This window comes from Streptomyces sp. NPDC093795 (assembly GCF_044764665.1).
GTDB lineage: Bacteria > Actinomycetota > Actinomycetes > Streptomycetales > Streptomycetaceae > Streptomyces.
Window position 1 is genome coordinate 84,150 of sequence record NZ_JBIWIO010000002.1, and the last position, 26,761, is coordinate 110,910.

29 protein-coding genes, 1 tRNA gene and 2 riboswitches are annotated in these 26,761 nt (G+C 70.7%); of the genes, 21 read left to right on the plus strand and 9 right to left on the minus strand.

Annotated elements, in window-relative coordinates; genetic code table 11:
- Positions 1-260: 260 nt before the first annotated feature.
- Together ACIRB7_RS05400 and ACIRB7_RS05405 are read left to right on the plus strand one after the other, a co-directional pair.
- The gene (locus ACIRB7_RS05400; protein ID WP_403592694.1) at positions 261-1,688 is read left to right on the plus strand and encodes an amino acid permease; all 1,428 of its coding nucleotides are present in this window, start codon (positions 261-263) and stop codon (positions 1,686-1,688) included.
- Positions 1,689-1,772: 84 nt separating this feature from the next.
- Positions 1,773-2,198, plus strand: a complete 426-nt coding sequence (locus tag ACIRB7_RS05405; protein WP_403592697.1) for a Mov34/MPN/PAD-1 family protein — start codon at positions 1,773-1,775, stop codon at positions 2,196-2,198.
- Positions 2,199-2,216: 18 nt separating this feature from the next.
- On the opposite strand, the gene ACIRB7_RS05410 is transcribed toward ACIRB7_RS05405, so the two are convergent.
- Positions 2,217-3,176 carry a GlxA family transcriptional regulator gene (locus ACIRB7_RS05410; protein WP_403592700.1) on the minus strand — a complete coding sequence of 320 codons (960 nt, stop codon included), beginning with the start codon at positions 3,174-3,176 and terminating at the stop codon, positions 2,217-2,219.
- A 72-nt stretch (positions 3,177-3,248) separates the two neighbouring features.
- On the opposite strand from ACIRB7_RS05410, the gene ACIRB7_RS05415 reads away from it, so the two are divergent.
- The 7 genes from ACIRB7_RS05415 (at position 3,249) to ACIRB7_RS05445 (ending at position 8,766) form a co-directional block, all read left to right on the plus strand.
- Positions 3,249-3,926 carry an HD domain-containing protein gene (locus ACIRB7_RS05415; protein WP_403592703.1) on the plus strand — a complete coding sequence of 226 codons (678 nt, stop codon included), beginning with the start codon at positions 3,249-3,251 and terminating at the stop codon, positions 3,924-3,926.
- A 32-nt stretch (positions 3,927-3,958) separates the two neighbouring features.
- Positions 3,959-4,032: riboswitch (cobalamin riboswitch) on the plus strand.
- A gap of 59 nt (positions 4,033-4,091) precedes the next feature.
- Positions 4,092-5,063, plus strand: coding sequence for an ABC transporter substrate-binding protein (locus ACIRB7_RS05420; protein WP_403592705.1), 972 nt, complete (start codon positions 4,092-4,094; stop codon positions 5,061-5,063).
- Positions 5,064-5,476: 413 nt separating this feature from the next.
- A complete protein-coding gene (locus ACIRB7_RS05425) occupies positions 5,477-6,496 on the plus strand; it encodes a FecCD family ABC transporter permease (protein WP_403594330.1) in 1,020 nt (339 codons plus the stop codon).
- Complete coding sequence (locus ACIRB7_RS05430) at positions 6,493-7,278, plus strand: ABC transporter ATP-binding protein (RefSeq protein WP_403592708.1); 786 nt, start codon at positions 6,493-6,495, stop codon at positions 7,276-7,278. Before ACIRB7_RS05425 ends, ACIRB7_RS05430 begins: the two co-directional genes overlap by 4 nt.
- A gap of 44 nt (positions 7,279-7,322) precedes the next feature.
- Positions 7,323-7,439, plus strand: coding sequence for a putative leader peptide (locus ACIRB7_RS05435; RefSeq protein WP_403592711.1), 117 nt, complete (start codon positions 7,323-7,325; stop codon positions 7,437-7,439).
- A 92-nt stretch (positions 7,440-7,531) separates the two neighbouring features.
- Positions 7,532-7,810, plus strand: coding sequence for a MoaD/ThiS family protein (locus ACIRB7_RS05440; protein ID WP_351209551.1), 279 nt, complete (start codon positions 7,532-7,534; stop codon positions 7,808-7,810).
- 5 nt (positions 7,811-7,815) lie between these two features.
- Positions 7,816-8,766, plus strand: a complete 951-nt coding sequence (locus ACIRB7_RS05445; protein WP_403592714.1) for a PLP-dependent cysteine synthase family protein — start codon at positions 7,816-7,818, stop codon at positions 8,764-8,766.
- A 194-nt stretch (positions 8,767-8,960) separates the two neighbouring features.
- Here the strand turns inward: ACIRB7_RS05445 and ACIRB7_RS05450 are convergent, their stop codons facing one another.
- A complete protein-coding gene (locus ACIRB7_RS05450) occupies positions 8,961-9,455 on the minus strand; it encodes a type II toxin-antitoxin system PemK/MazF family toxin (RefSeq protein WP_403592717.1) in 495 nt (164 codons plus the stop codon).
- A 202-nt stretch (positions 9,456-9,657) separates the two neighbouring features.
- Between ACIRB7_RS05450 and ACIRB7_RS05455 the strand changes: the two genes are divergently transcribed.
- Complete coding sequence (locus ACIRB7_RS05455) at positions 9,658-10,410, plus strand: MBL fold metallo-hydrolase (protein ID WP_403592719.1); 753 nt, start codon at positions 9,658-9,660, stop codon at positions 10,408-10,410.
- 70 nt (positions 10,411-10,480) lie between these two features.
- On the opposite strand, the gene ACIRB7_RS05460 is transcribed toward ACIRB7_RS05455, so the two are convergent.
- Positions 10,481-11,746 carry a PTS transporter subunit EIIC gene (locus tag ACIRB7_RS05460; protein WP_403592722.1) on the minus strand — a complete coding sequence of 422 codons (1,266 nt, stop codon included), beginning with the start codon at positions 11,744-11,746 and terminating at the stop codon, positions 10,481-10,483.
- A 264-nt stretch (positions 11,747-12,010) separates the two neighbouring features.
- Positions 12,011-13,312: a PTS transporter subunit EIIC gene (locus tag ACIRB7_RS05465; RefSeq protein WP_403592725.1), complete on the minus strand. Its 1,302-nt coding sequence runs from the start codon at positions 13,310-13,312 to the stop codon at positions 12,011-12,013.
- A 236-nt stretch (positions 13,313-13,548) separates the two neighbouring features.
- Between ACIRB7_RS05465 and ACIRB7_RS05470 the strand changes: the two genes are divergently transcribed.
- The 4 genes from ACIRB7_RS05470 to rdgB all read left to right on the plus strand — a co-directional run bounded on the left by ACIRB7_RS05470 (position 13,549) and on the right by rdgB (position 15,734).
- A complete protein-coding gene (locus ACIRB7_RS05470) occupies positions 13,549-13,782 on the plus strand; it encodes a glucose PTS transporter subunit EIIB (protein ID WP_073807872.1) in 234 nt (77 codons plus the stop codon).
- 91 nt (positions 13,783-13,873) lie between these two features.
- The gene (gene rph, locus ACIRB7_RS05475; RefSeq protein ID WP_403592728.1) at positions 13,874-14,605 is read left to right on the plus strand and encodes a ribonuclease PH; all 732 of its coding nucleotides are present in this window, start codon (positions 13,874-13,876) and stop codon (positions 14,603-14,605) included.
- Between the two features lie 119 nt (positions 14,606-14,724).
- The gene (locus ACIRB7_RS05480; protein ID WP_403592730.1) at positions 14,725-15,105 is read left to right on the plus strand and encodes a hypothetical protein; all 381 of its coding nucleotides are present in this window, start codon (positions 14,725-14,727) and stop codon (positions 15,103-15,105) included.
- A gap of 26 nt (positions 15,106-15,131) precedes the next feature.
- A complete protein-coding gene (gene rdgB, locus ACIRB7_RS05485) occupies positions 15,132-15,734 on the plus strand; it encodes an RdgB/HAM1 family non-canonical purine NTP pyrophosphatase (protein ID WP_403592733.1) in 603 nt (200 codons plus the stop codon).
- Positions 15,735-15,855: 121 nt separating this feature from the next.
- Here rdgB and ACIRB7_RS05490 read toward each other — a convergent pair.
- The 3 genes from ACIRB7_RS05490 to bcp all read right to left on the minus strand — a co-directional run bounded on the left by ACIRB7_RS05490 (position 15,856) and on the right by bcp (position 18,068).
- A tRNA-Leu gene (locus ACIRB7_RS05490) sits at positions 15,856-15,939 on the minus strand.
- 46 nt (positions 15,940-15,985) lie between these two features.
- Complete coding sequence (gene proP / locus ACIRB7_RS05495; RefSeq protein WP_403592736.1) at positions 15,986-17,482, minus strand: glycine betaine/L-proline transporter ProP; 1,497 nt, start codon at positions 17,480-17,482, stop codon at positions 15,986-15,988.
- A gap of 112 nt (positions 17,483-17,594) precedes the next feature.
- On the minus strand, positions 17,595-18,068 hold the full coding sequence (gene bcp, locus ACIRB7_RS05500; protein ID WP_403592739.1) for a thioredoxin-dependent thiol peroxidase: 474 nt from the start codon (positions 18,066-18,068) through the stop codon (positions 17,595-17,597).
- A gap of 135 nt (positions 18,069-18,203) precedes the next feature.
- Here bcp and ACIRB7_RS05505 point away from each other — a divergent pair, with 135 nt between their 5' ends.
- The 3 genes from ACIRB7_RS05505 to ACIRB7_RS05515 all read left to right on the plus strand — a co-directional run bounded on the left by ACIRB7_RS05505 (position 18,204) and on the right by ACIRB7_RS05515 (position 19,391).
- Positions 18,204-18,524: a DUF3618 domain-containing protein gene (locus tag ACIRB7_RS05505; RefSeq protein WP_403592742.1), complete on the plus strand. Its 321-nt coding sequence runs from the start codon at positions 18,204-18,206 to the stop codon at positions 18,522-18,524.
- A 56-nt stretch (positions 18,525-18,580) separates the two neighbouring features.
- Positions 18,581-18,919: a GroES family chaperonin gene (locus ACIRB7_RS05510; protein ID WP_403592745.1), complete on the plus strand. Its 339-nt coding sequence runs from the start codon at positions 18,581-18,583 to the stop codon at positions 18,917-18,919.
- Positions 18,920-18,963: 44 nt separating this feature from the next.
- Positions 18,964-19,037: riboswitch (guanidine-III (ykkC-III) riboswitch) on the plus strand.
- A gap of 33 nt (positions 19,038-19,070) precedes the next feature.
- Entirely contained in the window at positions 19,071-19,391 is a 321-nt protein-coding gene (locus ACIRB7_RS05515; RefSeq protein WP_028811654.1) for a multidrug efflux SMR transporter, read from the plus strand.
- On the opposite strand, the gene ACIRB7_RS05520 is transcribed toward ACIRB7_RS05515, so the two are convergent.
- A complete protein-coding gene (locus tag ACIRB7_RS05520; RefSeq protein WP_403592749.1) occupies positions 19,385-21,580 on the minus strand; it encodes a transglycosylase domain-containing protein in 2,196 nt (731 codons plus the stop codon). The two genes, ACIRB7_RS05515 and ACIRB7_RS05520, sit on opposite strands and share 7 nt — an antisense overlap.
- A gap of 172 nt (positions 21,581-21,752) precedes the next feature.
- Between ACIRB7_RS05520 and ACIRB7_RS05525 the strand changes: the two genes are divergently transcribed.
- The 4 genes from ACIRB7_RS05525 to ACIRB7_RS05540 are packed head-to-tail and all read left to right on the plus strand — an operon-like array spanning position 21,753 to position 25,726.
- Entirely contained in the window at positions 21,753-22,556 is an 804-nt protein-coding gene (locus ACIRB7_RS05525) for an ABC transporter permease (RefSeq protein ID WP_403594333.1), read from the plus strand.
- Complete coding sequence (locus ACIRB7_RS05530) at positions 22,549-23,448, plus strand: ABC transporter permease (RefSeq protein WP_403592752.1); 900 nt, start codon at positions 22,549-22,551, stop codon at positions 23,446-23,448. Before ACIRB7_RS05525 ends, ACIRB7_RS05530 begins: the two co-directional genes overlap by 8 nt.
- 14 nt (positions 23,449-23,462) lie before the next feature.
- Positions 23,463-24,446: an ATP-binding cassette domain-containing protein gene (locus ACIRB7_RS05535; protein ID WP_403592755.1), complete on the plus strand. Its 984-nt coding sequence runs from the start codon at positions 23,463-23,465 to the stop codon at positions 24,444-24,446.
- A gap of 11 nt (positions 24,447-24,457) precedes the next feature.
- Positions 24,458-25,726 carry a DUF445 domain-containing protein gene (locus tag ACIRB7_RS05540; RefSeq protein WP_403592758.1) on the plus strand — a complete coding sequence of 423 codons (1,269 nt, stop codon included), beginning with the start codon at positions 24,458-24,460 and terminating at the stop codon, positions 25,724-25,726.
- A 57-nt stretch (positions 25,727-25,783) separates the two neighbouring features.
- On the opposite strand, the gene ACIRB7_RS05545 is transcribed toward ACIRB7_RS05540, so the two are convergent.
- A complete protein-coding gene (locus tag ACIRB7_RS05545) occupies positions 25,784-26,731 on the minus strand; it encodes a hypothetical protein (protein WP_403592761.1) in 948 nt (315 codons plus the stop codon).
- Between the last annotated feature and the right edge of the window lie 30 nt (positions 26,732-26,761).

The window sequence follows — 26,761 nt, forward strand, 5'->3', positions numbered from 1 at the left end:
TTATCAGAGCGTCCGCTTCGCCGTCTTGTGTCCTTTTTGCCTGCCGGTTTCCGTGACGTGCGCCACCCTCAACTCCCTCGATCACGTCCCGCCCCGTGATAAATCTTCACGACCGCTCGGGGACGCCACCCCTGTTCCCGAGGGCGCTTGGACCGGCTGACCGCCGGTAGCACTCCATCCACATCCGGGGGGATCAGGATCTGATCCGCGACAGACGCACTCGCAGTCGCGCGGATCAGCATGGAGAAAGGCGCACCACCATGACCTCTGTGCAGGTCGACAAGCAGCACGACGGCACCGACGGGGCCGTGGACGGCGGCGAGGGCTACCAGCGAGGCCTCGGCGCCCGGCAGATCCAGATGATCGCGATCGGCGGTGCCATCGGCACCGGCCTGTTCCTCGGCGCCGGCAAGGCCATCGCCAAGGCAGGCCCCAGCCTGATCCTCGCGTACGCCATCGCGGGCCTGGTCATCTTCTTCATCATGCGGGCCCTGGGCGAGCTGCTCATGTACCGCCCCGTGTCCGGCTCCTTCGCGGAGTACGCACGCGAGTTCGTCGGCCCCTTCTGGGGCTTCGTGACCGGCTGGACGTACTGGCTCTTCTGGGTCGTCACCGGCATCACCGAGGTCACCGCAGCGGCCACCTATATGACGTACTGGTGGGACATCCCGCAGTGGATCTCCGCGCTGGTCTTCACGGTCATCCTCTTCGGCGCCAACCTGATCTCCGTGAAGCTCTTCGGTGAGCTGGAGTTCTGGTTCTCCATGGTCAAGGTCACCGCCATCATCGGCATGATCCTGATCTGCGCCGGCATCCTCACCATCGGCTTCTCCGACGCCGGCGACACCGCCACCGTCGCGCACCTGTGGAACCAGGGCGGCTTCTTCCCGAACGGCATCGGCAGCACGCTGATGACCCTGCAGATCGTGATGTTCGCCTTCCTCGCCGTCGAGCTCGTCGGCGTCACCGCGGGCGAGTCCAAGGACCCGAAGACCGTCCTGCCCAAGGCCATCAACACCGTGCCGTGGCGCATCGCCGTCTTCTACGTCGGCGCGCTGATCATGATCCTGTCGGTCGTCCCGTGGACCGAGTTCCAGCCGGGCGTCTCCCCGTTCGTCGCCGCCTTCGAGAAGATGGGCCTCGGCGTCGGCGCCGCCATCGTCAACTTCGTGGTGATGACCGCGGCCCTGTCCTCCTGCAACTCGGGCATGTACTCCACCGGCCGCATGCTGCGCGACCTCGCGCTCAACGGCCAGGGCCCGAAGGTCTTCACCCGCCTCACCAAGAACGGCACCCCGCTCCTCGGCCTGACGTTCTCGGCGTCCCTGATGCTCGTCGGCGTCTGGATCAACTACGTCGCCCCCGGCAAGGCCTTCGAGTACGTCGTCTCCTTCGCCACGATCTCCGGCATGTGGGCCTGGATCATGATCCTGGTCTGCCAGATCCGCTACCGGGCCAAGGCGAACCGCGGCGAGCTCCCCGAGTCCACCTTCAAGGCCCCGGGAGCCCCGTACACCAGCTGGTTCGCGCTCCTCTTCATCGGCATGGTCATCGTGATGATGGGCGTCGACGAGGGTGCCCGTACCGCCCTCTACGCGGCGCCGGTCTGGGGCCTCATCCTGGGCGTCTCCTACCTGGTCCTGAAGTCCCGCAACCCCGAGGGCGCGGCCTTCGCCAAGCGCTCCTGACCTCCTGACCTGACACGTCTCGGCATCCGGGCCGTCCCGTACCACTCCTCGGTACGGGACGGCTCGTCTGCTTATCCTGTCGGCATGCTGACCATCACCCGGGCCCTGTACGACCAGATCGTGGAACACTCCCGCGCGGACCACCCCGACGAGGCCTGTGGCGTCGTCGCGGGCCCGGCCGGCAGCGGACGCCCCGAGCGGTTCATCCCCATGCTGAACGCGGCCCGCTCGCCCACGTTCTACGAGTTCGACTCCGCGGACCTGCTCAAGCTCTACCGCGAGATGGACGACCGGGACGAGGAACCCGTCATCATCTACCACTCGCACACCGCGACCGAGGCCTACCCGTCCCGCACGGACATCTCGTACGCCAACGAGCCCCACGCCCACTACGTCCTGGTCTCCACCGCCGACCGCGACGCCGCGGGCCCCTTCCAGTTCCGCTCCTTCACCATCGTCGAGGGCGTCGTGACGGAGGAGGACGTCAAGGTCGTCGAGGAGTACGCGTAGGGACCTGGGCGTAGGGACCTACGCCCAGGACGCCCCCGCCGTCGTCCGGAAGCGGGCCAGGTACGCGGAAGGCGTGACCCCGAAGTGCCGGGCGAACGCCCTCCGCAGGCTCTCGTCGCTCCCGAGCCCGCTCCGCGCCGCCGCCCCCGTCACGCTCGCCCCGCCCTCCAGGAGCATCCGGGCCGCCTCCACCCGCACCCGCTCCACACAGGCCGCGGGCGTCACCCCGACCTGCTCCCGGAACAGCCGGGCCAGGTGCCGGGCACTCACCCCCGCCCGCCGCGCGAGCGCCTGCGCGCTGTGGTCCGCCGCCGGGTCCGCCACCACCGCGTCCAGGAGCGGCCGGACCACCGGATGCCCGGTCGGGGGAGTCCGCGAGGCCGCCGAGAACTGCGACTGGCCACCCGGCCGCTGGAGGAACACCACCAGGTCCCGGGCCACCGCGCGCGCCGCCGCGGGCCCCCGGTCCTCCTCCACCAGGGCCAGACACAGGTCGATCCCGGCCGTCACTCCCGCCGAGGTCCACACCCGCCCGTCCCGTACGTGGATCGCGTCCGCCGTCACCTCGACCCCCGGATACCGGCGGCCCAGCTCCGCCGCGTGCTCCCAGTGCGTCGTCGCCCGCCGCCCGTCGAGCAGCCCCGCCGCCGCCAGCGCGAACGCCCCCGTGCACACGGACGCCACCCGCCCCGAGCGCGCCGCGAGCTCCGCGACCGCCGGCGCCGCCGCCACGCACCGCGCCACGTCCACCGCCCCCGGCACGACAAGCGTGTCCACGGCCGTCACCGCGTCCGCCGCGCAGTCGGCCCCGATCCGCAGCCCGGTCGAGGTGCGGACGTCCCGCCCGTCGGGCGTGCACACCCGTACCTCGTAGGCCGCCCCCGCCGTCGCTGCCGTCGCGAACACCTCCAGCGGGGCGGACACGTCGAGCAGCCGGACACCGTCGAAGGCGAACACCGTCACCGCGTGCACTGTCATGTGTCCGATTCTGTGGGATGCCTGTCCGCAGGGACATGGCGGGGCCACGACCCCGACAGCGAGCCTTGACCCATGAACGCACCCATGAACGCACCCGCGAACGCCCTCTCCCCGAACGCCCTCGCACTGATCCCCGACAGCCGGCTCGCCACCGCCGCCACCGAACTCGTCCGCGACACGACGAGCGACCTGATCTACGACCACTCCCGCCGCGTCTACCTCTTCGGCGCCCTCCAGGGCCGCGCCCGGGGCCTCGCCTTCGACCCCGAACTCCTCTACGTCGGCGCCATGTTCCACGACCTCGGCCTGGGGGAGGAGCACCACGGCAGCGGCCGCCGCTTCGAGGTCGACGGAGCCGATGAGGCCGCCGCCTTCCTCCGCGCCCAGGGCGCCGACGAGGACGCCGTCCGCCGCGTCTGGACCGCCGTCGCCCTCCACACCACCCCCGGCATCCCCGCGTTCATGGAGCCCGAGGTCGCGCTCGTCACCGCGGGCGTCGAGTACGACGTCCTCGGCATCGGCTACGACGACCCCACCGCCGTGAGCCCCGAGGACCGGGCCGCGATCGTCGCCGCCCACCCCCGCCCCGACTTCAAGAAGCGCATCCTCGCCGCCTTCACCGAGGGCATCGCCCCCAAGCCCGACACCGCCTTCGGCAACGTGAAGGCCGACGTCCTGCGCCACTACGTCCCCGGCTTCGCTCCCGGCGACTTCGTGACGACCATCGAGAACTCCGGCTGGCCCGAATGAGACACTGACCCGGACCAACGGGCGGCAGGACCCAGGAAGCCGGTGTGAATCCGGCACGGTCCCGCCACTGTGACCAGCGCCCCCGGGCGCTGGGAGCCAGGAACTGACCTGCCGCCTCTCACCACCGACTGGGGACGTGGAAATCCCCGGAGGAGGCATTCCGTCATGACCTGGCCCCGCCGTGCCCTGCTGCCCGCCGCCGCCCTCGTCTCCCTGCTCGCCGGCTGCGCGGCCCCCACGGAACAGACCCCCGCGGCGAAAGCCGCGCCGGGATTCCCGTACACCGTCACCAACTGCGGTGTGAAGACGACGTACCAGGCGCCGCCGAAGCGCGCCGTCACCATGAACCAGCACGTCACCGAGGTCATGCTCGCCCTCGGTCTCGAGAAGTCGCTGGTCGGCACCGCCTACCTCGACGACGCGATCCTCCCCGCGTACAAGAAGGCGTACGACACGGTGCCGGTCCTCGCGAAGGAGTACCCCTCGAAGGAGGCCGTGCTCGCCGCGAACCCCGACTTCGTGTACGGCGGTTACTCCACCGCCTTCTCCGCCAAGGACGGCCGCGGTCGCGACGACCTGAAGCGCGCGGGCATCGACACGCGCCTCAACACCGAGTACTGCCCGACCGGTTCGCCCTCAGTCGACGACCTCTACCGCGAAGTCCGCGAGATCGGCCGCACCTTCGGCGTCCCCGACCGGGCCGAGACGTGGATCAAGCAGGCGCGGGGCACGGTCAGCGCCACGCAGAAGCGCCTGAGCGGCGTCGAACCCGTCTCCGTCTTCGTGTACGACAGCGGCGACAAGACCGCGTTCACCGCGGGCGGCAAGGGCATCGGCAACGAGCTCATCACCCGCGCCGGCGGCCGGAACGTCTTCGCCGACCTCGACAAGGCCTTCGGCGACGCCACCTGGGAACAGGTCGTCGCCCGGAAGCCCGAGGTCGTCGTCATCTACGACTACGGCTCCACCACCGTCGAACAGAAGAAGCAGCGGCTCCTCGACGACCCCGCCCTCAAGGACGTCCCCGCGATCAAGAACCGCCGCTTCGCCGTCCTTCCCCTCTCCGACACCGTCCTGGGCGTCCGAGTCCCCGCAGCCGTCAACAAGCTGGCGACCCAGCTCCACCCGACGCGATGACCACGACGCCCCGCACCCCGGGCACACCGGGAGAGCCGCCCACCCCACCGCGGATGCCGCCGCGCCCCGAACCGCCGGGCGACCCCGGCGCCGGGGACGCGGAGGGCGCCGGGTCCGCCGGGTCCGCCGGGTCCACCCGGCCCGGGCGGGCGGCCCGGTCCGCCCAGCCCGCCCAGCCTGGCCAGCCCGCCCAGCCTGGCCAGCCCGCCCAGCCTGGCCAGCCCGCCCAGCCTGGCCAGCCCGCCCAGCCCGCCCAGCCCGCCCAGCCCGCCCAGCCTGGCCAGCCCGCCCAGCCCGCCCAGCCCGCCCAGCCCGCCCAGCCCGCCCAACCTGGCCAGTCCGAGCTACCCGCCCAAGCCGCGCGGCCCAGCGCCAGGCGCCCAAGCCCTCCCGCCCGGACGCGCGGCGGGCCCCTGCGGTACGCGGCCGTCGTCGCCGGGCTGGTCCTCGCCCTGGCCGTCGCCGCGACCGCCTCGCTCGCCCTCGGCTCCGTCCGGGTCCCGCCAGGACAGGTGCTCGACGCGCTCACCGGGCGGGCCGGCCCCTCCCCGTACCGGACGATCGTCCTCGACGTCCGGCTGCCCCGGGTCCTGCTCGGCGTCGTCGTCGGCGCCGGGCTCGCCGTCGTCGGCGCCGTTCTCCAGGCCCTCGTCCGCAACCGGCTCGCCGACCCCTTCCTCCTCGGGATCTCCTCCGGCGCCTCCGCCGGAGCCGTCCTCGTGCTCACCGCCGGCGGCGGCATCGGCCTCCTCGGCGGCGTCACCACCACGATCGCCCTGCCCGCCGGCGCCTTCGCCGGCGCCCTCCTCGCCCTCGTCCTCGTCTACGGGCTCGCCCGCCGCGGCGGCACCATGACCGGGGCCCGGCTCGTCCTCGCCGGCGTCGCCGTCTCCTACATCCTCTCCGCCCTCGCCACCCTCCTCCTGGTCGTCGCCGGCCGCCCCGAACAGTTCCAGGAGGCCATGTACTGGTCCCTCGGCGGCCTCGGCAGCGCCCGCTGGGACACCCTCGCCCTGCCCACCGCCGTCCTCGTCCTCGGCACCGCCGCCCTCCTCACCCTCGCCCGCCCCCTCGACCTCCTCCTCGCCGGAGAGGAGGGCGCCACCGTCCTCGGCCTGGACACCGCCCGCTTCCGCGCCGCCGTCTTCGTCCTCGCCTCCCTCGTCACCGCCGTCATGGTCGCGGCCAGCGGCGCCGTCGGCTTCGTCGGCCTCATGGCCCCGCACGCCGCCCGGCTCGCCGTCGGCGCACCCCACCGCCGGCTCCTCCCCGTCGCCGCGCTCGGCGGGGCACTCGCCCTGGTCCTCGCCGACCTCGCCGCCAGGACCGTCGCCGCTCCCCAGGACATCCCCGTCGGCGTCCTGACCGCGCTCACCGGCGGCCCGTTCTTCCTCTGGTTGCTGCGCCGACGTCCCGAAGGAGCCTCCCTGTGACCGAACTGCGCCTCCACGGACTCTCGTACGGGGAACGCCTCCACGCCGTCGACCTCACCGTCCGCCCCGGCGAGACCGTCGGTCTCATCGGCCCCAACGGCAGCGGCAAGACCACCCTCCTGCGCTGCGTCTACGGCACCCTCACCCCCACCGCGGGACACGCCACCCTCGACGGCGACGACCTCCACGCCCTCGGCCCCAAGGCCCGCGCCCGCCGCGTCGCCACCGTCCCCCAGGACAGCGCCACCGAGTTCGAGCTCACCGTCCGCGAGCTGGTCACCCTCGGCCGCTCCCCGCACAAACGGTTCTGGGAGGGCGACACGGCCGCCGACCGGGGCCGCGCCGGCGCCGCCCTCGCCCGCGTCGGCCTCACGGACCTCGCCGACCGCCCGTACCCCACCCTCTCCGGCGGCGAACGCCAACGCGCACTCGTCGCCCGCGCCCTGGTCCAGGACCCCGCGCTCCTCGTCCTCGACGAGCCCACCAACCACCTGGACATCCGCCACCAGCTCGACGTCCTCGCCCTCGTCCGCACCCTGGGCACCACCAACCTGCTCGCCCTCCACGACCTCAGCCTCGCGGGGGCGTACTGCGACCGTCTCTACGTCCTCGAGCGCGGCCGCGTCGTCACCGGCGGCACCCCCACCGAGGTCCTCACACCGGCCCTCCTCGCCGCCGTCTACGGGGTGGACGCCGAGGTCATCCCCCATCCCAGGACCGGCAGTCCGACCGTCGTCTACCTGCACGGTCCGGCAGGCGGGCAGAAAGCATCCACCATGTGAGATCACATTCCGAAACCCGGACCGGGAATCGATACGATGAGCCCATGGTTTCCCACGACGTGAGCGAAGAGACTCCGAGCACAGTCATGCTCGTAGGCCGCCTGCACGTCGACCTGTGCCGCCTCGCCAGCGCGATCTGTACCTTCCGCGCTGCGCTCTGAGCGACCGGCCGAGCGCACTTCCGCACGACCCCCCTCCGCGCGGGGGCCCCAGCAGCGCGCCCATCACGTCACTTCCGACAGGAGCCCACGCCATGGCCATCGAGGTCCGCATCCCGACCATCCTCCGCACCTACACCGACGGCCAGAAGGCCGTCGAAGGCAGCGGCGCGACCCTCGCCGAGCTCTTCGCCGACCTGGAGTCCCGCCACACCGGGATCGAGGCCCGCATCGTCGACGAAGGCAAGCTCCGCCGCTTCGTCAACGTCTACCTCAACGACGAGGACGTCCGCTTCCTCGACGGCATCGACACCAAGCTCACCGACGGCGACAACGTCACGATCCTGCCGGCCGTCGCCGGTGGCATGGTCTGATCCACATGCGCTACGACTCCTCGCTGGCCGCCGTCGGCAACACGCCGCTGGTCCGCCTCCCCCGGCTCTCGCCCTCGGACGACGTCCGCATCTGGGCGAAGCTGGAGGACCGCAACCCGACCGGCTCGGTCAAGGACCGCCCCGCGCTCCACATGATCGAGCAGGCCGAGAAGGACGGCCGCCTCACCCCCGGCTGCACCATCCTGGAGCCGACCAGCGGCAACACCGGCATCTCCCTCGCCATGGCCGCCAAGCTCAAGGGCTACCGCATCGTCTGCGTCATGCCCGAGAACACCAGCGAGGAGCGCCGCCAGCTGCTCGCCATGTGGGGCGCCGAGATCATCTCGTCCCCCGCGGCGGGCGGCTCCAACACGGCGGTACGCGTCGCCAAGGAAATCGCCGCGGAGAACCCGTCCTGGGTGATGCTCTACCAGTACGGAAACCCGCACAACGCGGGCGCCCACTACGCCACCACCGGCCCCGAGATCCTCGCCGACCTCCCCTCGATCACCCACTTCGTCGCCGGCCTCGGCACGACGGGAACGCTGATGGGCGTCGGCCGCTACCTGCGCGAACAGAAGCCCGACGTCAAGATCGTCGCCGCCGAACCGCGCTACGACGACCTCGTCTACGGCCTCCGGAACCTCGACGAGGGCTTCGTACCGGAGCTGTACGACGCCTCCGTCCTCACCACCCGCTTCTCCGTCGGCTCCGCCGACGCGGTCACCCGCACCCGCGAACTCCTCAAGGAGGAGGGCATCTTCGCGGGCGTCTCCACGGGCGCGGCCCTCCACGCCGCGATCGGCGTCGGCAACAAGGCCCTCAAGGCCGGCGAGAGCGCGGACATCGCGTTCGTCGTGGCCGACGGCGGCTGGAAGTACCTGTCGACGGGCCTCTACACGGCAGCGACAACAGAAGAAGCAATCGAAACGGTCCAGGGCCAACTCTGGGCATAACGCCCGCACGGCAGCGCCGCGCCGCCCCCCGTTGTGGGCATTCGTTCCGCCCCCGCCCACCCCCGTGTGGGCAATCGTCCCGCAGGGCGGGACGGGTGGGCACACGGGACGGCGCCCCTGCCGGGCCTAGGCCTCCCGCGCCTGAACCCGCACCCGCGGGAACCCGCACCCACAGGCACCCGCACCGCAAAGAGCTACTGCGCCAAATGGCGGACCTGGTCCCACACGACCGGGTCCGCCACCCCCGCCCTCCGCCGAAACCCCGCCACCGGCACCTCCCGCAGCTCATCCGTCTCCAGGAAGCTCGGCCGCCCCTGCGCATCCCCCACCGCCCCCGGCGGCAGCGCGATCACCCCGGGCCGCTCGTCGTGGTACTTGCTGGTGATCTTCGCGACGAGCGCGCAGTCCCCCCGTACCGACAGCACCAGACAGGGCCGGTCCTTCGACCCGGGCCCGTCCTCGAACGGCACGTCCGCCCACCAGATCTCCGCCGCCCGCGGCACCCGCGACGGAGCCTGCCGCGGCCCGGTGGGCCGACCGGGCGGCCGGGTCGGCGGCCGGGTCCGTCCCGAGGGCGAGGGCCGCCGCCCCCGCTGCGGGCGCGACGACCGCCCCCACCCGTCGGCGACCGCCACCACCAGCGCGATCACCACGACCGCGACCAGCGCGGGCCACCACGACGTGTCCATACCTCAAGACGGTACCGGCGCACCGCTCACTCCGCCGCGACGCCCCGCCATCCATCCGAACCGGTGACAGAGCCCGTGAGTTCGCCCACAACGGGCCACCACGAAGGAGCGACAGGCCCGGGTGCGCCTTACGCTCGACAGACCGCACAGCCACCCCCTCCTCGTCGCGCTTCCCGCATCCGTCCACGGAGGTCCCCGCTCCATGAAGCTCACCGTCGTCGGCTGCTCCGGGTCGTTCCCGTCCGCGGATTCGGCCTGTTCGAGCTACCTCGTCGAGGCCGACGGCTTCCGGCTGCTCCTCGACATGGGCAACGGCGCCCTGGGCGAGCTGCAGCGACACATCGGTCTGTACGACCTCGACGCGATCTTCCTCAGCCATCTGCACGCGGACCACTGCATCGACATGTGCGGGTACTTCGTCGCCCGCTACTACCGGCACGAGGGCGGACGCTGCGACGCGCTCCCCGTCTACGCCCCGGCGGGCGCCGAGCAGCGCCTGACCACGGCGTACGCGGACACCCCGTCCCCCACCTCGATGAGCGAGGTCTTCGACTTCCGCACCCTGACGTCGGGCACCTTCGAGATCGGCCCGTTCTCCGTCCGTACGGAGAAGGTGTGCCATCCGGTCGAGGCGTACGCCATCCGGGTCGAGCACGGCGGCCGTTCGCTCACGTACTCCGGCGACACCGGCGTCTGCGAGTCGCTCCACGACCTCGCCCGGGGCACCGACCTGTTCCTCTGCGAGGCCTCCTTCACCCACGGCAAGGAGGACATCCCGGAGCTCCACCTCAACGGCCGGGAGGCGGGCGCGGAGGCGGCCCGCTCGTCGGTGGGCCGGCTGGTCCTCACCCACATCCCGCCGTGGACCGACGGCGAACAGAACCTGGCGGACGCGCGCGCGGTGTACGGGGGGCCTGCGGAGCTGGCGAGAGCGGGCGCGGTCTACGAGATCTGAGCGCGGGAACGGCCGAAGCCCCCGCCCTTCGTGAAGAAGGGCGGGGGCTTCGGTGCGTCTGCCGTACGGCTTACTTCGCCTCGGCCTTCTGCAGCTCGGCGAGCTCCTCGTCGGACTCGCGGCCCGGCGTCGGAAGGTTGAACTTGGTGATCGCGAAGCGGAAGACCACGTAGTAGACGGCCGCGAAGCAGAGGCCGACCAGGGCCAGGCCCCACGGGTTGGTCGCGATGCCCAGGTTCAGGAAGAAGTCCACCGCACCGGCGGAGAAGCCGAAGCCGTCCTTCATGCCGAGCGCCCAGGTCAGCGCCATCGAGACACCGGTCAGGACGGCGTGGATCGCGTAGAGCACCGGCGCGATGAACATGAAGGTGAACTCGATCGGCTCGGTCACGCCCGTCACGAAGGAGGTGGCCGCGAGGGAGAACATCATGCCGCCGACGACCTTGCGGCGCTCGGGGCGGGCGCAGTGCACGATCGCGAGGCAGGCCGCCGGAAGGGCGAACATCATGATCGGGAAGAAGCCGGTCATGAACTGTCCGGCGGTCGGGTCGCCGGCGAGGAAGCGGGCGATGTCGCCGCTCTTGCCGTCGAACTCACCGGCCTGGAACCACGGGAACGAGTTCAGCAGGTGGTGCATGCCGACGGGGATCAGCGCGCGGTTGGCGACACCGAAGATGCCCGCGCCGACGGCGCCGGAGTTGACCAGGCTCTCACCGAACCAGTGCAGTCCCGAGCCCAGCCACGGCCAGATCAGACCGAACACGATGCCGGTGATGAGGCCCGCGAAGGCGGAGAGGATCGGGACGAGACGGCGGCCGCCGAAGAAGCCCGCCCAGTCCGGCAGCTTGGTGCGGTAGAAGCGCTGGTAGAGCAGGGCGACGATGATGCCCATCACGACGCCGCCGAGGACCTTGGCGTCGACGGCCTGCTCCACCATGACGATCTTGCCGTCGACTATGGCTTCCTTCTTGGGGAGGCTGCTGTCCGTGAAGGTGGCGAGCACCTTCTGGAAGACCAGGTAGCCGGTCACGGCCGCGAGCGCGGTGGAGCCGTCCGACTTCTTGGCGAAGCCGATCGCGATACCGACGGCGAACAGCAGGGCCATGTTCTCGAGGATGGCCCCGCCACCGGCCGCCATGTAGCCGGCGATCTTGTTGATGACGGTCGGGTACGACTCCTTGCCGAGCATGTCGGGCTGGCCGAACCGGACCAGGAGCGCGGCGGCGGGCAGCACCGCGACCGGCAGCATGAGGCTGCGGCCGATGCGCTGCATGACAGCCATCGCGCCGGAGCCCTTCTTCTTCTGGGCCGCGGGAGCGGCGCTAGCCGTGGACACAACTTCCTCCATTAGGCAAGGCGCCGCCAGGGGACAGATGTCACGGGGGGACGGCGGCGTCTCGTGGAACGCGGTGGTCTGGACCGCGTGGTCTACACCAATGAGTGGTGTAGACCAGTTTTAGCACGTGAGACTTAGATAAGGAACCTGCGAATTCTCCGTGCTCGGCCATGGCCGGAAAGTGACGACGAAGGGCCCCCGGACGGTGAGGTCCGGGGGCCCTTGAGCTCCCACGATCAGGGCGAAAGCCCCGAAACGGTCAGGTCACTTGACGTTGTCCCGCTCCATCTCCTCCTCGACCTCCTCCGGCTCGCGGCCCGGGGTCGGAAGGTTGAACTTGGTGATCGCGAACCTGAAGATCGCGTAGTACACGACCGCGAATCCGAGACCGATCGGAATGATCAGCCACGGCTTCGTCGCGAGGTTCCAGTTGATCACGTAGTCGATCAGACCGGCCGAGAAGCTGAACCCGTCCCTCACCCCGAGCGCCCACGTCACCGCCATCGAGACACCCGTCAGGACCGCGTGGATCGCGTAAAGGACCGGCGCGATGAAGAGGAACGAGTACTCCAGCGGCTCAGTGATGCCGGTGACGAACGACGTCAGGGCCACCGAGAGCATCAGACCGCCGACCTCCTTGCGCCGGTGCGGCTTCGCGCAGTGGGTGATCGCCAGCGCCGCCGCCGGAAGCGCGAACATCATGATCGGGAAGAAGCCCGTCAGGAACTGACCGGCGTTCGGGTCGCCCGCCAGGAACATGGGGATGTCGCCGTGGACCACCGAGCCGTCCGGCTTCTCGTACGTGCCGAACTGGAACCAGATGGGCACGTTCAGGAACTGGTGCAGGCCGATGACGAGCAGCGCGCGGTTCGCGACGCCGAAGATGCCCGAACCCCAGGCGCCGAGCCCGACCAGCCAGTCGCTGAAGCTCTCCAGGGCGTCACCGATCGGCGGCCAGATCCACAGGCAGATCGCCGCGAACGCGATCGCCACGAACGTCATGATGATCGGGACGAGCCGGCGGCCGTTGAAGAAGCCGAGCCAGTCGACGAGCTTCGTCCGGTGGTACCGCTGCCACAGGTACGCGGTGAGCAGGCCCATGATGATGCCGCCGAAGACACCGGGGTTCTGGTACGTGTATCCCGCGAAGCTGTCGTCGACGCCCAGGCAGCCCCCGCTGATGTCCTTCGTACCCGAGGGGCAGTCCTTCGGGAACTGGCGTAGCACCGTGTAGTAGACGAGGAAGCCGACGACCGCGGCGAGCGCCGTCGAACCGTCCGACTTCTTCGCCATGCCGATCGCGACACCGATGCAGAACAGCAGCGGCAGACCGAGACTGCCGTCGAGCAGCGCCCCGCCCGCGCCGGCCATCACCTTGGCGACGTTGTCCCAGCCGAGCCCGTCCGCGCCGAAGACGTCCGGCTGCCCGAGCCGGTTGATGATGCCGGCGGCCGGAAGGACGGCGATCGGGAGCTGGAGGCTGCGGCCCATCTTCTGGAGCCCCTGGAAGAGCACGCTCCCCCGGGACTTCTTCCTCGGCGCCGCCGCGGCGCTGTCGGTGGTCATCGGCGTCCTCCCTGCCCGGAACAAGCCGGGTCCGCGTCTCGTTGCACACTGGTGTAGACCACTTGCGGTAGGCTCCCGGGAGCCTGCTGAGGACAGGCCGCCGGTGATCGTCATCATTCGGCAGAACGGCGGCACTCGCTCGCGAAGTTGGGCCAACCGTGGGTTACCGTGACAAAGCGGACCACAGGTGCGCCGAGATTCGCGTTCGCGCGAACGGAACGGACAGGGAGAGACACATGGCCAGCAAGGCTGAGAAGATCGTCGCCGGGCTCGGCGGCATCGACAACATCGAAGAGGTCGAGGGCTGCATCACCCGCCTGCGCACCGAGGTCGTGGACCCCGGCCTGGTCGACGAAGCCGCGCTCAAGGCCGCCGGCGCCCACGGCGTCGTGAAGATGGGCACCGCGATCCAGGTCGTCATCGGCACCGACGCCGACCCGATCGCCGCCGACATCGAGGACATGATGTGAGCAGCTGACCCACGTCAGCACCCAGGCACCGACGAGGGCCCGTCCCGGCAGGGGGAACGGGCCCTCCGTCATGTCCCGCTACGCTCGACCCATGTCTCGTATCGACGGCCGTACCGCCGAACAGCTCCGCCCCGTCACCATCGACCGCGGCTGGAGCAAGCACGCCGAGGGCTCCGTCCTCATCTCCTTCGGCGACACCAAGGTCTTCTGCACCGCCTCCGTCACCGAAGGCGTCCCGCGCTGGCGCAAGGGCAGCGGAGAAGGCTGGGTCACCGGCGAGTACTCCATGCTCCCCCGCGCCACCAACACCCGCGGCGACCGCGAATCCGTCCGCGGCAAGATCGGCGGCCGCACCCACGAGATCTCCCGCCTCATCGGCCGCTCCCTGCGCGCCGTCATCGACTACAAGGCCCTCGGCGAGAACACCATCGTCCTCGACTGCGACGTCCTCCAGGCCGACGGCGGCACCCGCACCGCCGCCATCACCGGCGCGTACGTCGCCCTCGCCGACGCCGTCGCCTGGGCCCAGACCAAGAAGCTCGTCAAGGCCGGCCGCAAGCCCCTCACCGGCACCGTCGCCGCCGTCTCCGTCGGCATCGTCGACGGCACCCCCCTCCTCGACCTCTGCTACGAGGAGGACGTCCGCGCCGACACCGACATGAACGTCGTCTGCACCGGCGACGGCCGCTTCGTCGAGGTCCAGGGCACCGCCGAGGCCGAGCCCTTCGACCGCAAGGAGCTCAACGCCCTCCTCGACCTCGCGTCCGGCGGCTGCGCCGAACTCGCCGAGATCCAGCGCAAGGCCCTCGAAGGCACGCTCTAGGACACACCGGGCGCCGGGTCGCAACCCCGCGCCCCCCTTACGCGTCCTGACGGACACACGGGCGCACGGATACGATCCGTGCGCCCGCATGAACGTCATGCACAGGGGGAGGACCCACCTTGAAGCGCCGACTCGCACTCGCCGTGGCCACGGCCGCCGCACTCACCACCGTCCTGAGCGGCTGTGGAGCCCTCGACACCGCCATGGACTGCGTCAAGACCGCCGACGCGATAGCCACGTCCGTCGACAAGCTCCAGCAGGCCGTTTCCAACGCGTCGAACGACGTGACGCAGATCGAGGAGTCCCTCAACTCGATCTCCACGGAGCTCGGCAACCTCAAGAACACGACGGACAACGCCGACCTGGCGAAGGCGGTCGACGACCTCACGAAGGGCGTGGACAGCGTCCGTACGGCAGTCAAGAACGGCGACACGACCCCGGACATCCAGCCGATCACGGACGCGGCGGGCGAGGTGGCGAAGGTCTGCACGCCGGGCTGACCCACCGACCCCGGATAATCGACGGCATGACCCGTCTGATCCTCGCCACCCGCAACGCGGGCAAGATCACCGAACTCCACGCGATCCTCGCCGACGCGGGCCTCTCGTACGACCTCGTCGGCGCGGACGCGTACCCGGAGATCCCCGACGTCAAGGAAACCGGCGTCACCTTCGCCGAGAACGCCCTCCTCAAGGCCCACGCCCTGGCCCAGGCGACCGGCCTGCCGGCCATCGCCGACGACTCGGGCCTCTGCGTCGACGTCCTCAACGGCGCCCCCGGCATCTTCTCCGCCCGCTGGTCCGGCACCCACGGCGACGACCGCGCCAACCTGAACCTGCTCCTGGCCCAGCTCTCGGACATCGCGGACGAACACCGAGCGGCCCACTTCGCCTGCGCGGCGGCCCTCGCCCTCCCGGACGGCACGGAACGCGTAGTGGAAGGCCGCATGGAGGGCACCCTCCGCCACACCCCGAAGGGCACGAACGGCTTCGGCTACGACCCGATCCTCCAGCCGGCGGGCCACGACGTGACGTGCGCGGAACTGACCCCGCAGCAGAAGAACGCGATCAGCCACAGGGGCAAGGCGTTCAGGGCACTGGTACCGGTGGTGAGGGAACTGCTGGGCTGAGCCCGCCCCGCCCGCCCCGCCCGCCCCGTCCGCCCGCCCCGCCCGGCCACTCGCCCGCCCGGGACACGGACACCCGCATGCCGAAGGGCCGCACCGGAATGGTGCGGCCCTTCGTGACGCGTGCGGCCGGAGGGACTCGAACCCTCACGGGTGTTACCCCACTGGGACCTAAACCCAGCGTGACTGCCAGTTCCACCACGGCCGCCTGCGCGCCCATCGTAGTGGTCGGCGACCGGGCCGGGGCACGGGCGTCAGAACTTCGGCTCCGGCGTCTGGGCCAGGACCATTTCCGCTGCCTCCTCCGGGGTCTCCACCGCCGGGGGCGAGCCCTCCAGGGGCTGTTGGGCCGTTTCCTTCATGCAGGCCACCGCGATCACGCCCACCAGCGCCGCGCCCATCGCGTAGTACGCCGGCATCAGGTTGCTGCCGGTCCAGCCGATCAGGGCCGTGATGACCAGCGGGGTCGTACCGCCGAAGAGCGACGTCGACAGGTTGTAGCCCACCGACAGCGAGCCGTACCGCACGTCCGTCGGGAAGAGGGCCGGGAGCGCCGCCGACATCGTGCCCAGCATGCAGACCAGCGACAGGCCGAGCATCAGCATGCCCGTCGTGATCGCCGGAATCCCGCCCTGGCCGATCAGCAGGAACGCCGGCAGCGACAGGAAGAGGAAGCCCAGCATGCCCGTCATCAGGACCGGCTTGCGTCCGAAGCGGTCGTTGAGGCGGCCGACCTGGGTGATGATCGCCATCAGGAGGACCATCACGAGCACCAGGATCAGCAGTCCGTGCGTCTCGCTGTAGCCGAGCTCGTCGGAGAGGTACGTCGGCATGTACGACAGCAGCATGTAGTCGGTGATGTTGTACGCCCCGACCAGCGCGATGCAGAGGACCAGCGCCGGCCACTGCTGCCGGAAGATCTTCGCCAGGTCGCCCTTGGTCGTCGTCTCGACCCGGTCCGCGGCGTCGGAGACGTTCGCCGCGTCCGACTCCAGCTTCTGGAACGCGGGCGTCTCGTCGAGCCGCATCCGCAGGTAGAGGCCGACCAGGCCAAGCGGCCCCGCCACCAGGAACGGCACGCGCCAGCCCCACGCCTCCATCGCGTCGGAGCCGAGCCACGCGGTGAGCGCCGTGACGAGGCTCGCCGCGCCGACGTAGCCCGCGAGGGTGCCGAACTCCAGGAAGCTGCCGAAGTAGCCGCGGCGGCGGTCGGGCGCGTACTCGGCGATGAACGTCGAGGCGCCGCCGTACTCGCCGCCGGTCGAGAAGCCCTGGAGCATCCGGAAGAACACCAGGAGCACCGGCGCCCAGAAGCCGATCGAGGCGTACGACGGGATGAGGCCGATCGCGAAGGTGCCGATCGCCATGAGGATCATGGTGAGCGCGAGGACCTTCTTACGGCCCAGCCGGTCACCCATCGGGCCGAACACCATGCCGCCGAGCGGACGGATCAGGAAGGCCACGGCGAACGTCGCGAACGACGACAGGAGCTGGACCGTGTCGTTGCCGGAGGGGAAGAAGACGTGGCCGAGGGTGACGGCGAGGTAGGCGTAGATGCCGAAGTCGAACCACTCCATGGCGTTGCCCAGGGAGGCGGCCCGTACGGCCCGCTTGACCGCCGCCTCGTCCGTCACCGTGATGTCGGTGCGGCGCAGCTTGGGCCGGCGGCTGCGGGTGACGGCCCTGAACAGGCGCGGGTGGCGTCTCTGCGCCTCGGGATCGGCCGCGGGATCGCGGTCTGTGGCCGACATGACCGTACGTCCTCTCTGGGGAAGAAATTCCAGTGGGGACTTCTGCGCGGTCATGCCGTTCACAAACGGAATCCGGCCATGATTGGGACGTGCGTCACATCGTCCGAAGGTCTTACGACCCGATGGACAGGTCCCTGAGGATCTTGGCGACGTGGCCGGTGGCCTTCACGTTGTAGAAGGCGTGTTCCACCTTGCCGTCCGCGTCGACGACGACGGTCGAGCGGATCACGCCGGTCACCGTCTTCCCGTAGAGCTTCTTCTCGCCGAAGGCGCCGTACGCCTCCAGGGTGGTCTTCTCGGGGTCGCCGACCAGCGTGACCTTGAGGTTCTCCTTCTCGCGGAACTTCGCGAGCTTCTCCGGCTTGTCGGGGGAGACGCCGATGACGTCGTAGCCCGCGGCGGCGAGCACGTCCAGGTTGTCCGTGAAGTCGCAGGCCTGCTTGGTGCAGCCGGGGGTGAGGGCGGCGGGGTAGAAGTAGACGATGACCTTGCGGCCCTTGTGGTCCGCGAGGGAGACCTCGTTGCCGTCCGCGTCGGGAAGGGTGAAGGCGGGGGCGGTGTCGCCGGGCTGCAGTCGCTCGCTCATGGCTCTCCTCGGGATGGTTCGCGTACGGATGAGAGCCTAATGGGGGGCGTCCGGCGGGGGTCGGGGACGGCCCATCGGCGGCGGAGCTGACAGACTGTCCGTCAACGACCGGAATACGACTACGGAGGCAGCGCGGTGTCGGAGTCCAGGACCCCTGCGCAGATCGAGGCGGACATCGTCCGCCGGCGCGAGCAGCTCGCCGTCACTCTCGACGAGATCGGCATTCGGATGCATCCGAAGACGATCATCGGGGACGCGAAGGCCAAGGTCGCCTCGACGGTCGACCAGACCGCCGGGCGGGCCTTCGTCGCCGTGAACCGGACCGTCTCGGATGTGAAGGCACGTTTCACCCATGAGGACGGCGCGCCCCGCCTGGAGCGGGTGGTGCCGGTGGCGCTGGTGGCCGTGGCGGTCATCGGGCTGATCGCCGTGTCCTCCCGCAAGGGCAGGCGATGACCGGGAAGGTCACCTCCCCGCCCCGGGTGTCCCGCCCGGGCAGGTAGGTTCACCCCGTGAGCGAGAACACGCACGACAAGCTGCCCATCCGGATGCTCCACGACCGGGTCCTGGTCCGCACCGACTCCCCGGAGGGGGAGCGGCGCTCCGGCGGCGGCATCCTGATTCCGGCGACCGCCGCGGTGGGCCGTCGCCTGGCCTGGGCCGAGGTGGTCGCGGTCGGTCAGAACGTCCGTACGGTCGAGATCGGTGACCGGGTGCTGTACGACCCCGAGGACCGTGCCGAGGTCGAGGTGCGGGGTGTCGCGTACGTTCTGATGCGGGAGCGGGATCTGCACGCGGTGGCGGCGGACCGGTTCGAGGGCACGAAGGACTCGACCGGGCTGTACCTGTAGGAGAAGTGGAGAGGGGCCCCGGTGACGACCGTCACCGGGGCCTTTGTCCGTCCTTTGCTAGCCTGGGGACACCCCGACGAGACGCGCCGTACCGGGTTCTTCGACAAGACGACGCACTCCTGTTGTTCCGTCTCGCGGAGGTGTCGTCGTCATGGCCTGGGTTCTTCTTGTCGTCGCGGGTCTGCTGGAAGTCGGCTGGTCGATCGGTATGAAGTACACCGACGGTTTCACGCGGCTCTGGCCCAGTGTGTTCACCGGCGCGGGGATCGTCGCCTCGATGCTGTTGCTCTCGCATGCCGCGAAGACGCTGCCGATCGGTACGGCGTACGGCGTGTGGGTGGGGATCGGCGCGGCCGGTGCGGCGGTGCTCGGCATGGTGGTGCTCGGTGAGCCGGCGACCGCCGCCCGGATCTTCTTCGTGTGTCTGCTGCTGGTCGCGGTGGTGGGTCTGAAGGCGACCTCGGGTCACTGACGAGGGCCGCCGGTACGAGGGGGCTGGGGGCTGCGGGAGACCACAGAGCCCGGCCCGGCCTCACCCGTCGGTGGATCTTCCTCCGGGTCCTCGGTGTCGCCCCATTCGCCTTCGTCCGGCATCGGCGGTTCCGGCGGCATCTCCTCCGTCCCCGGCATCAGTCGGAGGTCGAAGTCCCGTGGCGGTGTGGCGGCCAGTGCCTCCCGGGTGAACTGGCCCCAGATCTCGGCGGGTGCTCCGCCCCCGTTGATCCGGGGCAGTCCGAGGGCCCCGTACAGCGGTTCCTGGCGGGCCGATTCGGGGTCCTGGCCCATCATCGCGACGACCGTGGCGAGTTCCGGGGTGTAGCCCGCGAACCAGGCGGCCTTGTCGTCCTCCGCCGTGCCCGTCTTGCCCGCCGCGGGGCGGCCGGCGGCCTGCGCGGCCGTTCCCGTGCCGGTCTCGACGACGCTCCGCAGGATCGCGGTGGTCGTGTCGGCGGCCTCCCGGCTCACCGCCTGCCGGGCGGGGGTGGCGGGCGGGGTCAGTTCGTGGCCGTCCCTGGTGATCCGTTCGACGAGGGTGTACCCGCCGTGCCGGCCGTGCGCGGCGAGGGTGGCGTACGCCGTCGCCATGTCGAGGACGCTGGCGGTGGCGGGTCCGAGCGCGATGGAGGGGGAGGCGGTGAGGTCGGGGGTGGAGCCGGGGAGGCCGAGGGCGACGGCGGTGCGTCGTACGTGGCCGGGGCCGACGTCGACGGCCATCTGGGCGTACACGGTGTTCACGGAGAGGTCGGTGGCGGTGCCGACGGGGATCTCGCCGTAGCTCTCGTCGTCCTCGTTGGCGGGCTCGTACGGGCTGCCGTTCCAGCCTTCCACCGGGCGCCGGTTGGTGCCGTCGTAGAGGGTGTACGGGGTGATGGGTTCGCCGTACTGGGTCTGTGCCCCGTTCTGTACGGCGGCGGTGAAGACGAAGGGTTTGAAGGTGGAGCCGACCTGGTAGTCGCGGCGGGTGGCGTTGTTGACGTACTGCTGGGTGTAGTCGACGCCGCCGTACATGGCGAGGACTCTGCCGGTCGCGGGGTCGACGGCCGCGGCCCCGACGCGTACGTACCGGTCGGCGGGGGCGCTCGCCGGGTCGAGGCGGGAGGTGACGCGGTCCTCGACGGCCTGGACGAGGGCTTCCTGCTTGGCGGGTTCGAGGGTGGTGGTGATGCGGAAGCCGCCGCCGGCGAGGGTCTTCTCGTCGACGATCCCGCGGTCGGTCAGGTACTCCTCGACGGCCTGGACGAGGTAGCCGCGCTGTCCGGAGAGGCCGGTGGCGGGGCGGGCGGTCTGGGGGACGGGGAAGCGGGCGGTGGCCCGGTCGGCGGGGGTGAGCCAGCCCTTGGTGACCATGCCGTCGAGTACGTAGTGCCAGCGGGCGACGGCCTTGGCGTGGTTCTCGGGGTGGGTGGTGACGTCGTAGGCGCTGGGGGCCTTGAGGAGGGAGGCGAGGTAGGCGCCCTCGGCGGTGTCGAGGTGCTCGACGTCCTTGCCGTAGTAGGCGCGGGCGGCGGCCTGGAGGCCGTACGCGTTCCGTCCGAAGTAGCTGGTGTTCAGGTAGCCCTGGAGGATCTCCTCCTTGCTCTTCTCGCGGCCGAGCCTGATGGCGATGAAGAACTCCTTGGCCTTGCGGGTGAGGGTCTGTTCCTGGCCGAGGTAGTAGTTCTTGACGTACTGCTGGGTGATGGTGGAGCCGGACTGGCGGCCCTTGCCGGTGACGGTGTTCCAGGCGGCGCGGACCATGGCCTTGGGGTCGACGGCGCGGGAGGTGTGGAAGTCGCGGTCCTCGGCGGCGAGGACGGCCTGCCGGACGGCGAGGGGGACGCGGTCGAGGGGTACGTTCTCGCGGTTGACCTCGCCGTCGCGGGCGAGGGGGGTGCCGTCCCGGTAGAGGTAGACGTTGGACTGGGCGACGGCGGCGCTGTTGGCGGGCGGGATCTCCACCAGGAGATAGCCGGCGACGAAGGCGCCCGCGAGCAGCAGGACGCCGAGGAGGAGCAGTCCGGCGAGGGTGCGCAGGACGCGGCGGGGGCGGGAGCGTCTCGCGCGGCGGGACGGTGGCTTCCGTGCGGGGAGGGTGGGGTCCCTCGGCTCCCAGCTTCGCTCCGGGGCCGGGCGGGGTGGCCGGGGGGAGTCGGAGTCGCTCATGCCGAAGGAAAGGGACATGCCACCACATATTGCACGGAAGGTACGGAAACTTCCGAACGCGACCCGAATCTGTCGGAATCTGATCTGACGGAAAATCCGGTCGCGGCGGTGAGCCGCCGCCCACTAGGGTCGGGCGCTTCGCTGTGATTCGTACGGGTCGTGCCGGTGTGTCGGAAAGGGAGCATCCATGCTGCGGCTGTACGCGACGGTGGCCGCGGGCGGGTTCCGGCGCCACGCCACGTACCGGGTGGCGACGGCGGCGGGGGTGTTCACCAACAGCGTCTTCGGCTTCATCCTGTCGTACACCTACATCGCCCTCTGGGACGAACGCCCGCACCTCGGCGGCTACTCGATGGACGACGCCCTCGCCTATGTGTGGATCGGACAGGCGCTCATCGCCGTCTGCGGGCTGATGGGCGGCGGCTTCGAGGACGAGCTGATCGAGCGGATCAGGACCGGGGACATCGCCGTCGACCTGTACCGCCCGGCCGACCTCCAGGCCTGGTACTTCTCGGCCAACGCGGGCCGGTGCGCCTTCCAGCTGCTCGGCCGCGGGGTCGCCCCGATGGCCGTCGGCGCGCTCGCGTTCCAGTTCACGCTGCCGTCGGGACCGGGGGCGTGGCTGGCGTTCCTGGGGGCCGTGGCGCTGGGTTCGACGGTGAGCTTCGCGATCTGGTACCTGGCGGCGATGAGCGCGTTCTGGCTGCTCGACGGGCAGGGAGTGGTGCAGGTGGTCTGGCTGAGCGGCCTGTTCTTCTCGGGGATGCTGCTCCCGCTGAACGTGTTCCCCGGCGCGCTGGGCGAGATCGCGCGGATGCTGCCCTGGGCGTCCCTGCTCCAGGTGCCGGCGGACGTGTACCTCGGGAAGTACGAGGGGGCCGCGGACCTGGCGGGGGCGTACGCCTTCCAGGGCTGCTGGGCGCTCGTGCTCCTTGGGGCGGGGCGGCTCGTACAGGCGGCGGCGACACGGAAGGTGGTGGTGCAGGGTGGCTGAGACGGTTCGTACCGGCGTGGTGGACGACACCGGTCCGGCCCGGGACTCCCGGCGTACGTACGGGGGCGAGCCGGGCGAGGCCCGCCTTTGGGCGGACTCCTGGCGCACGTACCGGCTGGTCGCGGGCATGTGGATCCGCTCCACCATGACGTACCGCTCCTCCTTCGCGCTCACGCTCGTCACCAGCTTCTGCGTCACCTTCTTCGACTTCGTCGTCATCCTCCTGATGTTCGGTCAGGTGAAGGGCCTCGGTGGCTTCACCTTCGCGGAGGTCGCCCTGCTGTACGGGACGGCGGGCACGTCGTTCGGGATCGCGGACCTGACGATGGGCTCGATGCAACGGATGGGGAGGCGGGTGCGGGACGGCTCGCTCGACACCTTCCTGATGCGCCCGGCGCCGCTCCTCGCCCAGGTCGCGGCGGACAAGTTCGCGCTGCGGCGGCTCGGCCGGGTCACGCAGGGCCTGTTCGTCCTGGTCTGGGGACTGGTCCTGCTCGACGTGGACTGGACGCCGGTGAAGGTGCTGCTGCTGCCGGTGACGGTGGTCTGCGGGGCGGTGATCTTCGCGGCGCTGATGGTCCTGGGGGCGTCGGCGCTGTTCTGGATGCAGGACGCGGCGGAGGTGACGAGCTCGTTCACGTACGGCGGGAACACCCTCCTCGGCTACCCGCCGACGATCTTCGCGCAGGAGCTGGTGCGGGGTGTCGTGTACGTCGTACCGCTGGCGTTCGTGAACTGGCTGCCCGCGCTGTACGTACTGGACCGGCCGGCCCCGGCGGGCGTACCGGGATGGTTGGTGTTCGCGTCGCCGCTGGTGGCGGCGGTGTGCTGCGGGGTGGCGGGGCTCGCGTGGAGGGCGGGAATCCGCTCGTACAGATCGACGGGAAGCTGAGGGAGTGGAGATCCGTGCCGTTCATCGAACTGGAGTCACTGGAGAAGACCTTCACGGTCCGCCGGAAGGCAGGCGGCCGCCTGTTCCGTCGCGAGAAGACGGAGGTCCGGGCGGTCGACGGCATCAGCTTCGGCGTCGAGCGGGGCGAGATGGTCGGCTACATCGGCCCGAACGGCGCCGGGAAGTCGACCACGATCAAGATGCTGACCGGCATCCTCACCCCCAGCGGCGGCCGGCTGCGGGTCGCGGGCATCGACCCGGCGCGCGAGCGGACCCGGCTCGCCCAGCGGATAGGGGTGGTGTTCGGGCAGCGGACGACGCTCTGGTGGGACCTGCCGCTGAAGGACTCGTACCGGCTGATGCACCGCATGTACCGCATCCCCGACGCCCGCTACCGGGAGAACCTCGACCGCTGCGTGGAACTCCTGGAGCTGGGTGAGCTGCTCGACGTACCGGTCCGGCAGCTCTCCCTCGGGCAGCGGATGCGCGGGGACATCGCGGCGGCCCTCCTCCACGACCCGGAGGTGCTGTACCTGGACGAGCCGACGATCGGCCTGGACGTCGTCTCGAAGGGCCGGGTACGGGAGTTCCTCCGCGACCTGAACGCCACGCACGGCACGACGGTCCTGCTCACCACCCACGACCTCACGGACATCGAGCAGCTCTGCTCGCGGGTCATGGTCATCGACCACGGACGCCTGATGTACGACGGCGAACTGGCCGGACTGCACGCCGTCGGCGAGAGCGAACGGCTCCTGGTCGTGGACCTGGAGCGCGAGCTGCCCCCGATCGAGGTGCCGGGAGCCCGCTTCGTACGGTCGGAAGGCCCCCGCCAGTGGCTCGCCTTCCCGGCCACGGCCTCGGCGGCACCGCTGGTGGCGACGGTGGCCGCGAAATACCCGCTCCTGGACCTCTCGGTGCGGGAGCCGGACATCGAGGCCGTGATCGCGAAGATGTACGGGGGAACTCGGGAGGGTCGCCGGGAGTCCCTGAGGTAGGAGGTCGACTGATGGTGAGTTTCTCGTACACGGCGGCGGACGAGGAGAAGAGCAGGGGCGTGCGGCGTATGAAGACGCTGGCGACGTCCATGCTCGGGGTGGTCGCCGTGATCTACGCCCTGGCCACCTGGGCGGAGAACGCGGGATGGGGGTCCTGGACGGGCTATGTCGCGGCGGCGGCCGAGGCCGGCATGGTCGGCGCGCTCGCGGACTGGTTCGCGGTCACGGCCCTCTTCCGGCACCCGCTGGGCGTACCGATCCCGCACACGGCGATCATCCCGAAGAAGAAGGACCAGCTGGGGGCTTCGCTGGGCCTGTTCGTCGGGGAGAACTTCCTCTCGGCCGACGTCGTACGGGGCAGGCTGCACGCCTTCGGCATCGGAGGCCGCCTGGGCGCGTGGCTGGCGGACCCGGCGCACGCGGACCGCGTCACGGCGGAGGCGTCGACGGCGCTGCGGGGCGCGCTGACGGTCCTGCGGGACTCGGACGTCCAGGCGGTGGTCGGGGAGGCGATCACCCGGCGGGCGGAGGCCGTGGAGATCGGGCCGGGCCTCGGCAAGACCCTGGAGAAGATCGTCAGCGACGGCGCCCATCACCGGGCGGTCGACCTGGTGTGCACCCGGGCCCACGACTGGCTGGTGACGCACGGCGAGTCGGTGATGGACGCGGTGCAGGGCGGGGCGCCGGGCTGGACCCCGCGCTTCGTGGACAAGCGCGTCGGCGAACGCGTCTACAAGGAACTCCTCCGCTTCGTGACCGAGATGCGGGACATGCCGGCCCACCCGGCGCGCGGCGCGATCGACCGCTTCCTCACCGACTTCGCGGCCGACCTCCAGGCCGACACGGACACCCGCGCCCGCGTGGAACGCCTCAAGTCGGACCTCCTGGCCCGCCCGGAGATCCAGGACATCATCGCCTCGGCCTGGTCCTCGGTCCGCAACCTGATCATCTCGGCGGCCGAGGACGACCGCAGCCAACTCCGCCTCCGCGCCCGCGCGTCCCTGATCTCCCTGGGCAACCGCCTGTCGACGGACGCCCGCCTCCAGCAAAAGGTGGAGGGCTGGGCGGAGGACGCGGCGGCGTACGTGGTCACGACGTACCGCCACGAGATCACGTCCCTGATCACGGACACGGTGGCGGGCTGGGACGCGACCCAGACCTCGAAGAAGATCGAGGCGAACATCGGCCGGGACCTGCAGTTCATCCGGATCAACGGGACGGTGGTGGGGGCGCTGGCGGGGCTGCTGATCTACACGGTGAGCCATGGGGTGGGGGGCTGAGGGGGGCCGGCTGCTTCCGGCGGGTGGCGGCGGGGGAGGGGACACGGTCTGGGAGGCCTACGAGGGAGTACGTACGAGGGGGACGCAGGCGGGGCAGAGGGTCTCGTCGGCGAGGGGCCGGAAGAGCATGGGCTGGGTGTGGCGGCCGGAGCATTCGATAGCGCCTTGGAGCCGGGGGGAGAGCCGGTCGACGGAGGCGGGCGGCGGGGACGGGGGCTGGGGCGTAGCCAGTTCGCGGGGTGGCACGTCACGGAGCAGGTACCGCAGGAGCCCACCGGGCCGGTGTACGGGTTTTCCGGCGCCGGGCAGGCCGCGAAGGATGTGCTCGTGGATGTCGGTGGGGGAGTGCCCGGCGTCGAGCCAGCGGGTGGCGAGGCGGGCGAGCTCGTCGCGCATGCCGGGCGGGATGTGACGGAGGGCGGGGGAGAGAAGGGGGAGGGTGCCGACGAGGGCGCGGGCGCTGTCGAGGTGGGGGGTGTGGGCGCCGCTGTCGGTCTCGGGTGCCTCGCCGGTCTCGCCCGTCCCGGCCGTCCCGGCCGGAAGGTTGGAGGTGTCTCCCTCAGGATCTTTATCTGGATGACGGTCGGTGGGCGGGGTCACCGGCGCACCGGCGGCCGGTTTCGGGGGACTCGGCGCGACCTGCGGGTTTACGGGCTTGGTGCAGGTGGGGAGGGGGGACCGGGCGAGAAGCTTGGCGGCTTCGTCGGCGGTCAACGGGGTACTGGAGACGAGCTGTTGGGTGACCCAGTGCCCACCGGCCCCTTGGACCCGCCGCTCGTGCACGAAGCCCTCTTCCTTGAGCTGCCGCTTGGCGCGGGTGAAGGCGCTTGCCCCGATCCGGGCACGTTCGGCGGTCCGGGAGAGTGACTCGCGCGCGCCCTGGGGGAGGGAGAGCTGCCAGGTCAGGAGACGTACGGCGTCGGAACTGAGCCGAGGGTGCCGGATGATCTCGTGCGAGAACTGACTGAAGGCACGCAGGGGCGCGTTAAAGTGCCGGTAGATCACGGTGGGCTGCTTCCACTAGTGGTTCAGGCC

Bases quoted from the DNA above. Each gene is read 5' to 3' on its own strand.
- ACIRB7_RS05400 (WP_403592694.1), top strand. From the start codon at position 261: ATGACCTCTGTGCAGGTCGACAAGCAGCACGACGGCACCGACGGGGCC.
- ACIRB7_RS05405 (WP_403592697.1), top strand. From the start codon at position 1,773: ATGCTGACCATCACCCGGGCCCTGTACGACCAGATCGTGGAACACTCC.
- ACIRB7_RS05410 (WP_403592700.1), bottom strand. From the start codon at position 3,176: ATGACAGTGCACGCGGTGACGGTGTTCGCCTTCGACGGTGTCCGGCTG.
- ACIRB7_RS05415 (WP_403592703.1), top strand. From the start codon at position 3,249: ATGAACGCACCCATGAACGCACCCGCGAACGCCCTCTCCCCGAACGCC.
- ACIRB7_RS05420 (WP_403592705.1), top strand. From the start codon at position 4,092: ATGACCTGGCCCCGCCGTGCCCTGCTGCCCGCCGCCGCCCTCGTCTCC.
- ACIRB7_RS05435 (WP_403592711.1), top strand. From the start codon at position 7,323: ATGGTTTCCCACGACGTGAGCGAAGAGACTCCGAGCACAGTCATGCTC.
- ACIRB7_RS05440 (WP_351209551.1), top strand. From the start codon at position 7,532: ATGGCCATCGAGGTCCGCATCCCGACCATCCTCCGCACCTACACCGAC.
- ACIRB7_RS05445 (WP_403592714.1), top strand. From the start codon at position 7,816: ATGCGCTACGACTCCTCGCTGGCCGCCGTCGGCAACACGCCGCTGGTC.
- ACIRB7_RS05450 (WP_403592717.1), bottom strand. From the start codon at position 9,455: ATGGACACGTCGTGGTGGCCCGCGCTGGTCGCGGTCGTGGTGATCGCG.
- ACIRB7_RS05455 (WP_403592719.1), top strand. From the start codon at position 9,658: ATGAAGCTCACCGTCGTCGGCTGCTCCGGGTCGTTCCCGTCCGCGGAT.
- ACIRB7_RS05465 (WP_403592725.1), bottom strand. From the start codon at position 13,312: ATGACCACCGACAGCGCCGCGGCGGCGCCGAGGAAGAAGTCCCGGGGG.
- ACIRB7_RS05470 (WP_073807872.1), top strand. From the start codon at position 13,549: ATGGCCAGCAAGGCTGAGAAGATCGTCGCCGGGCTCGGCGGCATCGAC.
- rph (WP_403592728.1), top strand. From the start codon at position 13,874: ATGTCTCGTATCGACGGCCGTACCGCCGAACAGCTCCGCCCCGTCACC.
- rdgB (WP_403592733.1), top strand. From the start codon at position 15,132: ATGACCCGTCTGATCCTCGCCACCCGCAACGCGGGCAAGATCACCGAA.
- proP (WP_403592736.1), bottom strand. From the start codon at position 17,482: ATGTCGGCCACAGACCGCGATCCCGCGGCCGATCCCGAGGCGCAGAGA.
- bcp (WP_403592739.1), bottom strand. From the start codon at position 18,068: ATGAGCGAGCGACTGCAGCCCGGCGACACCGCCCCCGCCTTCACCCTT.
- ACIRB7_RS05515 (WP_028811654.1), top strand. From the start codon at position 19,071: ATGGCCTGGGTTCTTCTTGTCGTCGCGGGTCTGCTGGAAGTCGGCTGG.
- ACIRB7_RS05520 (WP_403592749.1), bottom strand. From the start codon at position 21,580: ATGTCCCTTTCCTTCGGCATGAGCGACTCCGACTCCCCCCGGCCACCC.
- ACIRB7_RS05540 (WP_403592758.1), top strand. From the start codon at position 24,458: ATGGTGAGTTTCTCGTACACGGCGGCGGACGAGGAGAAGAGCAGGGGC.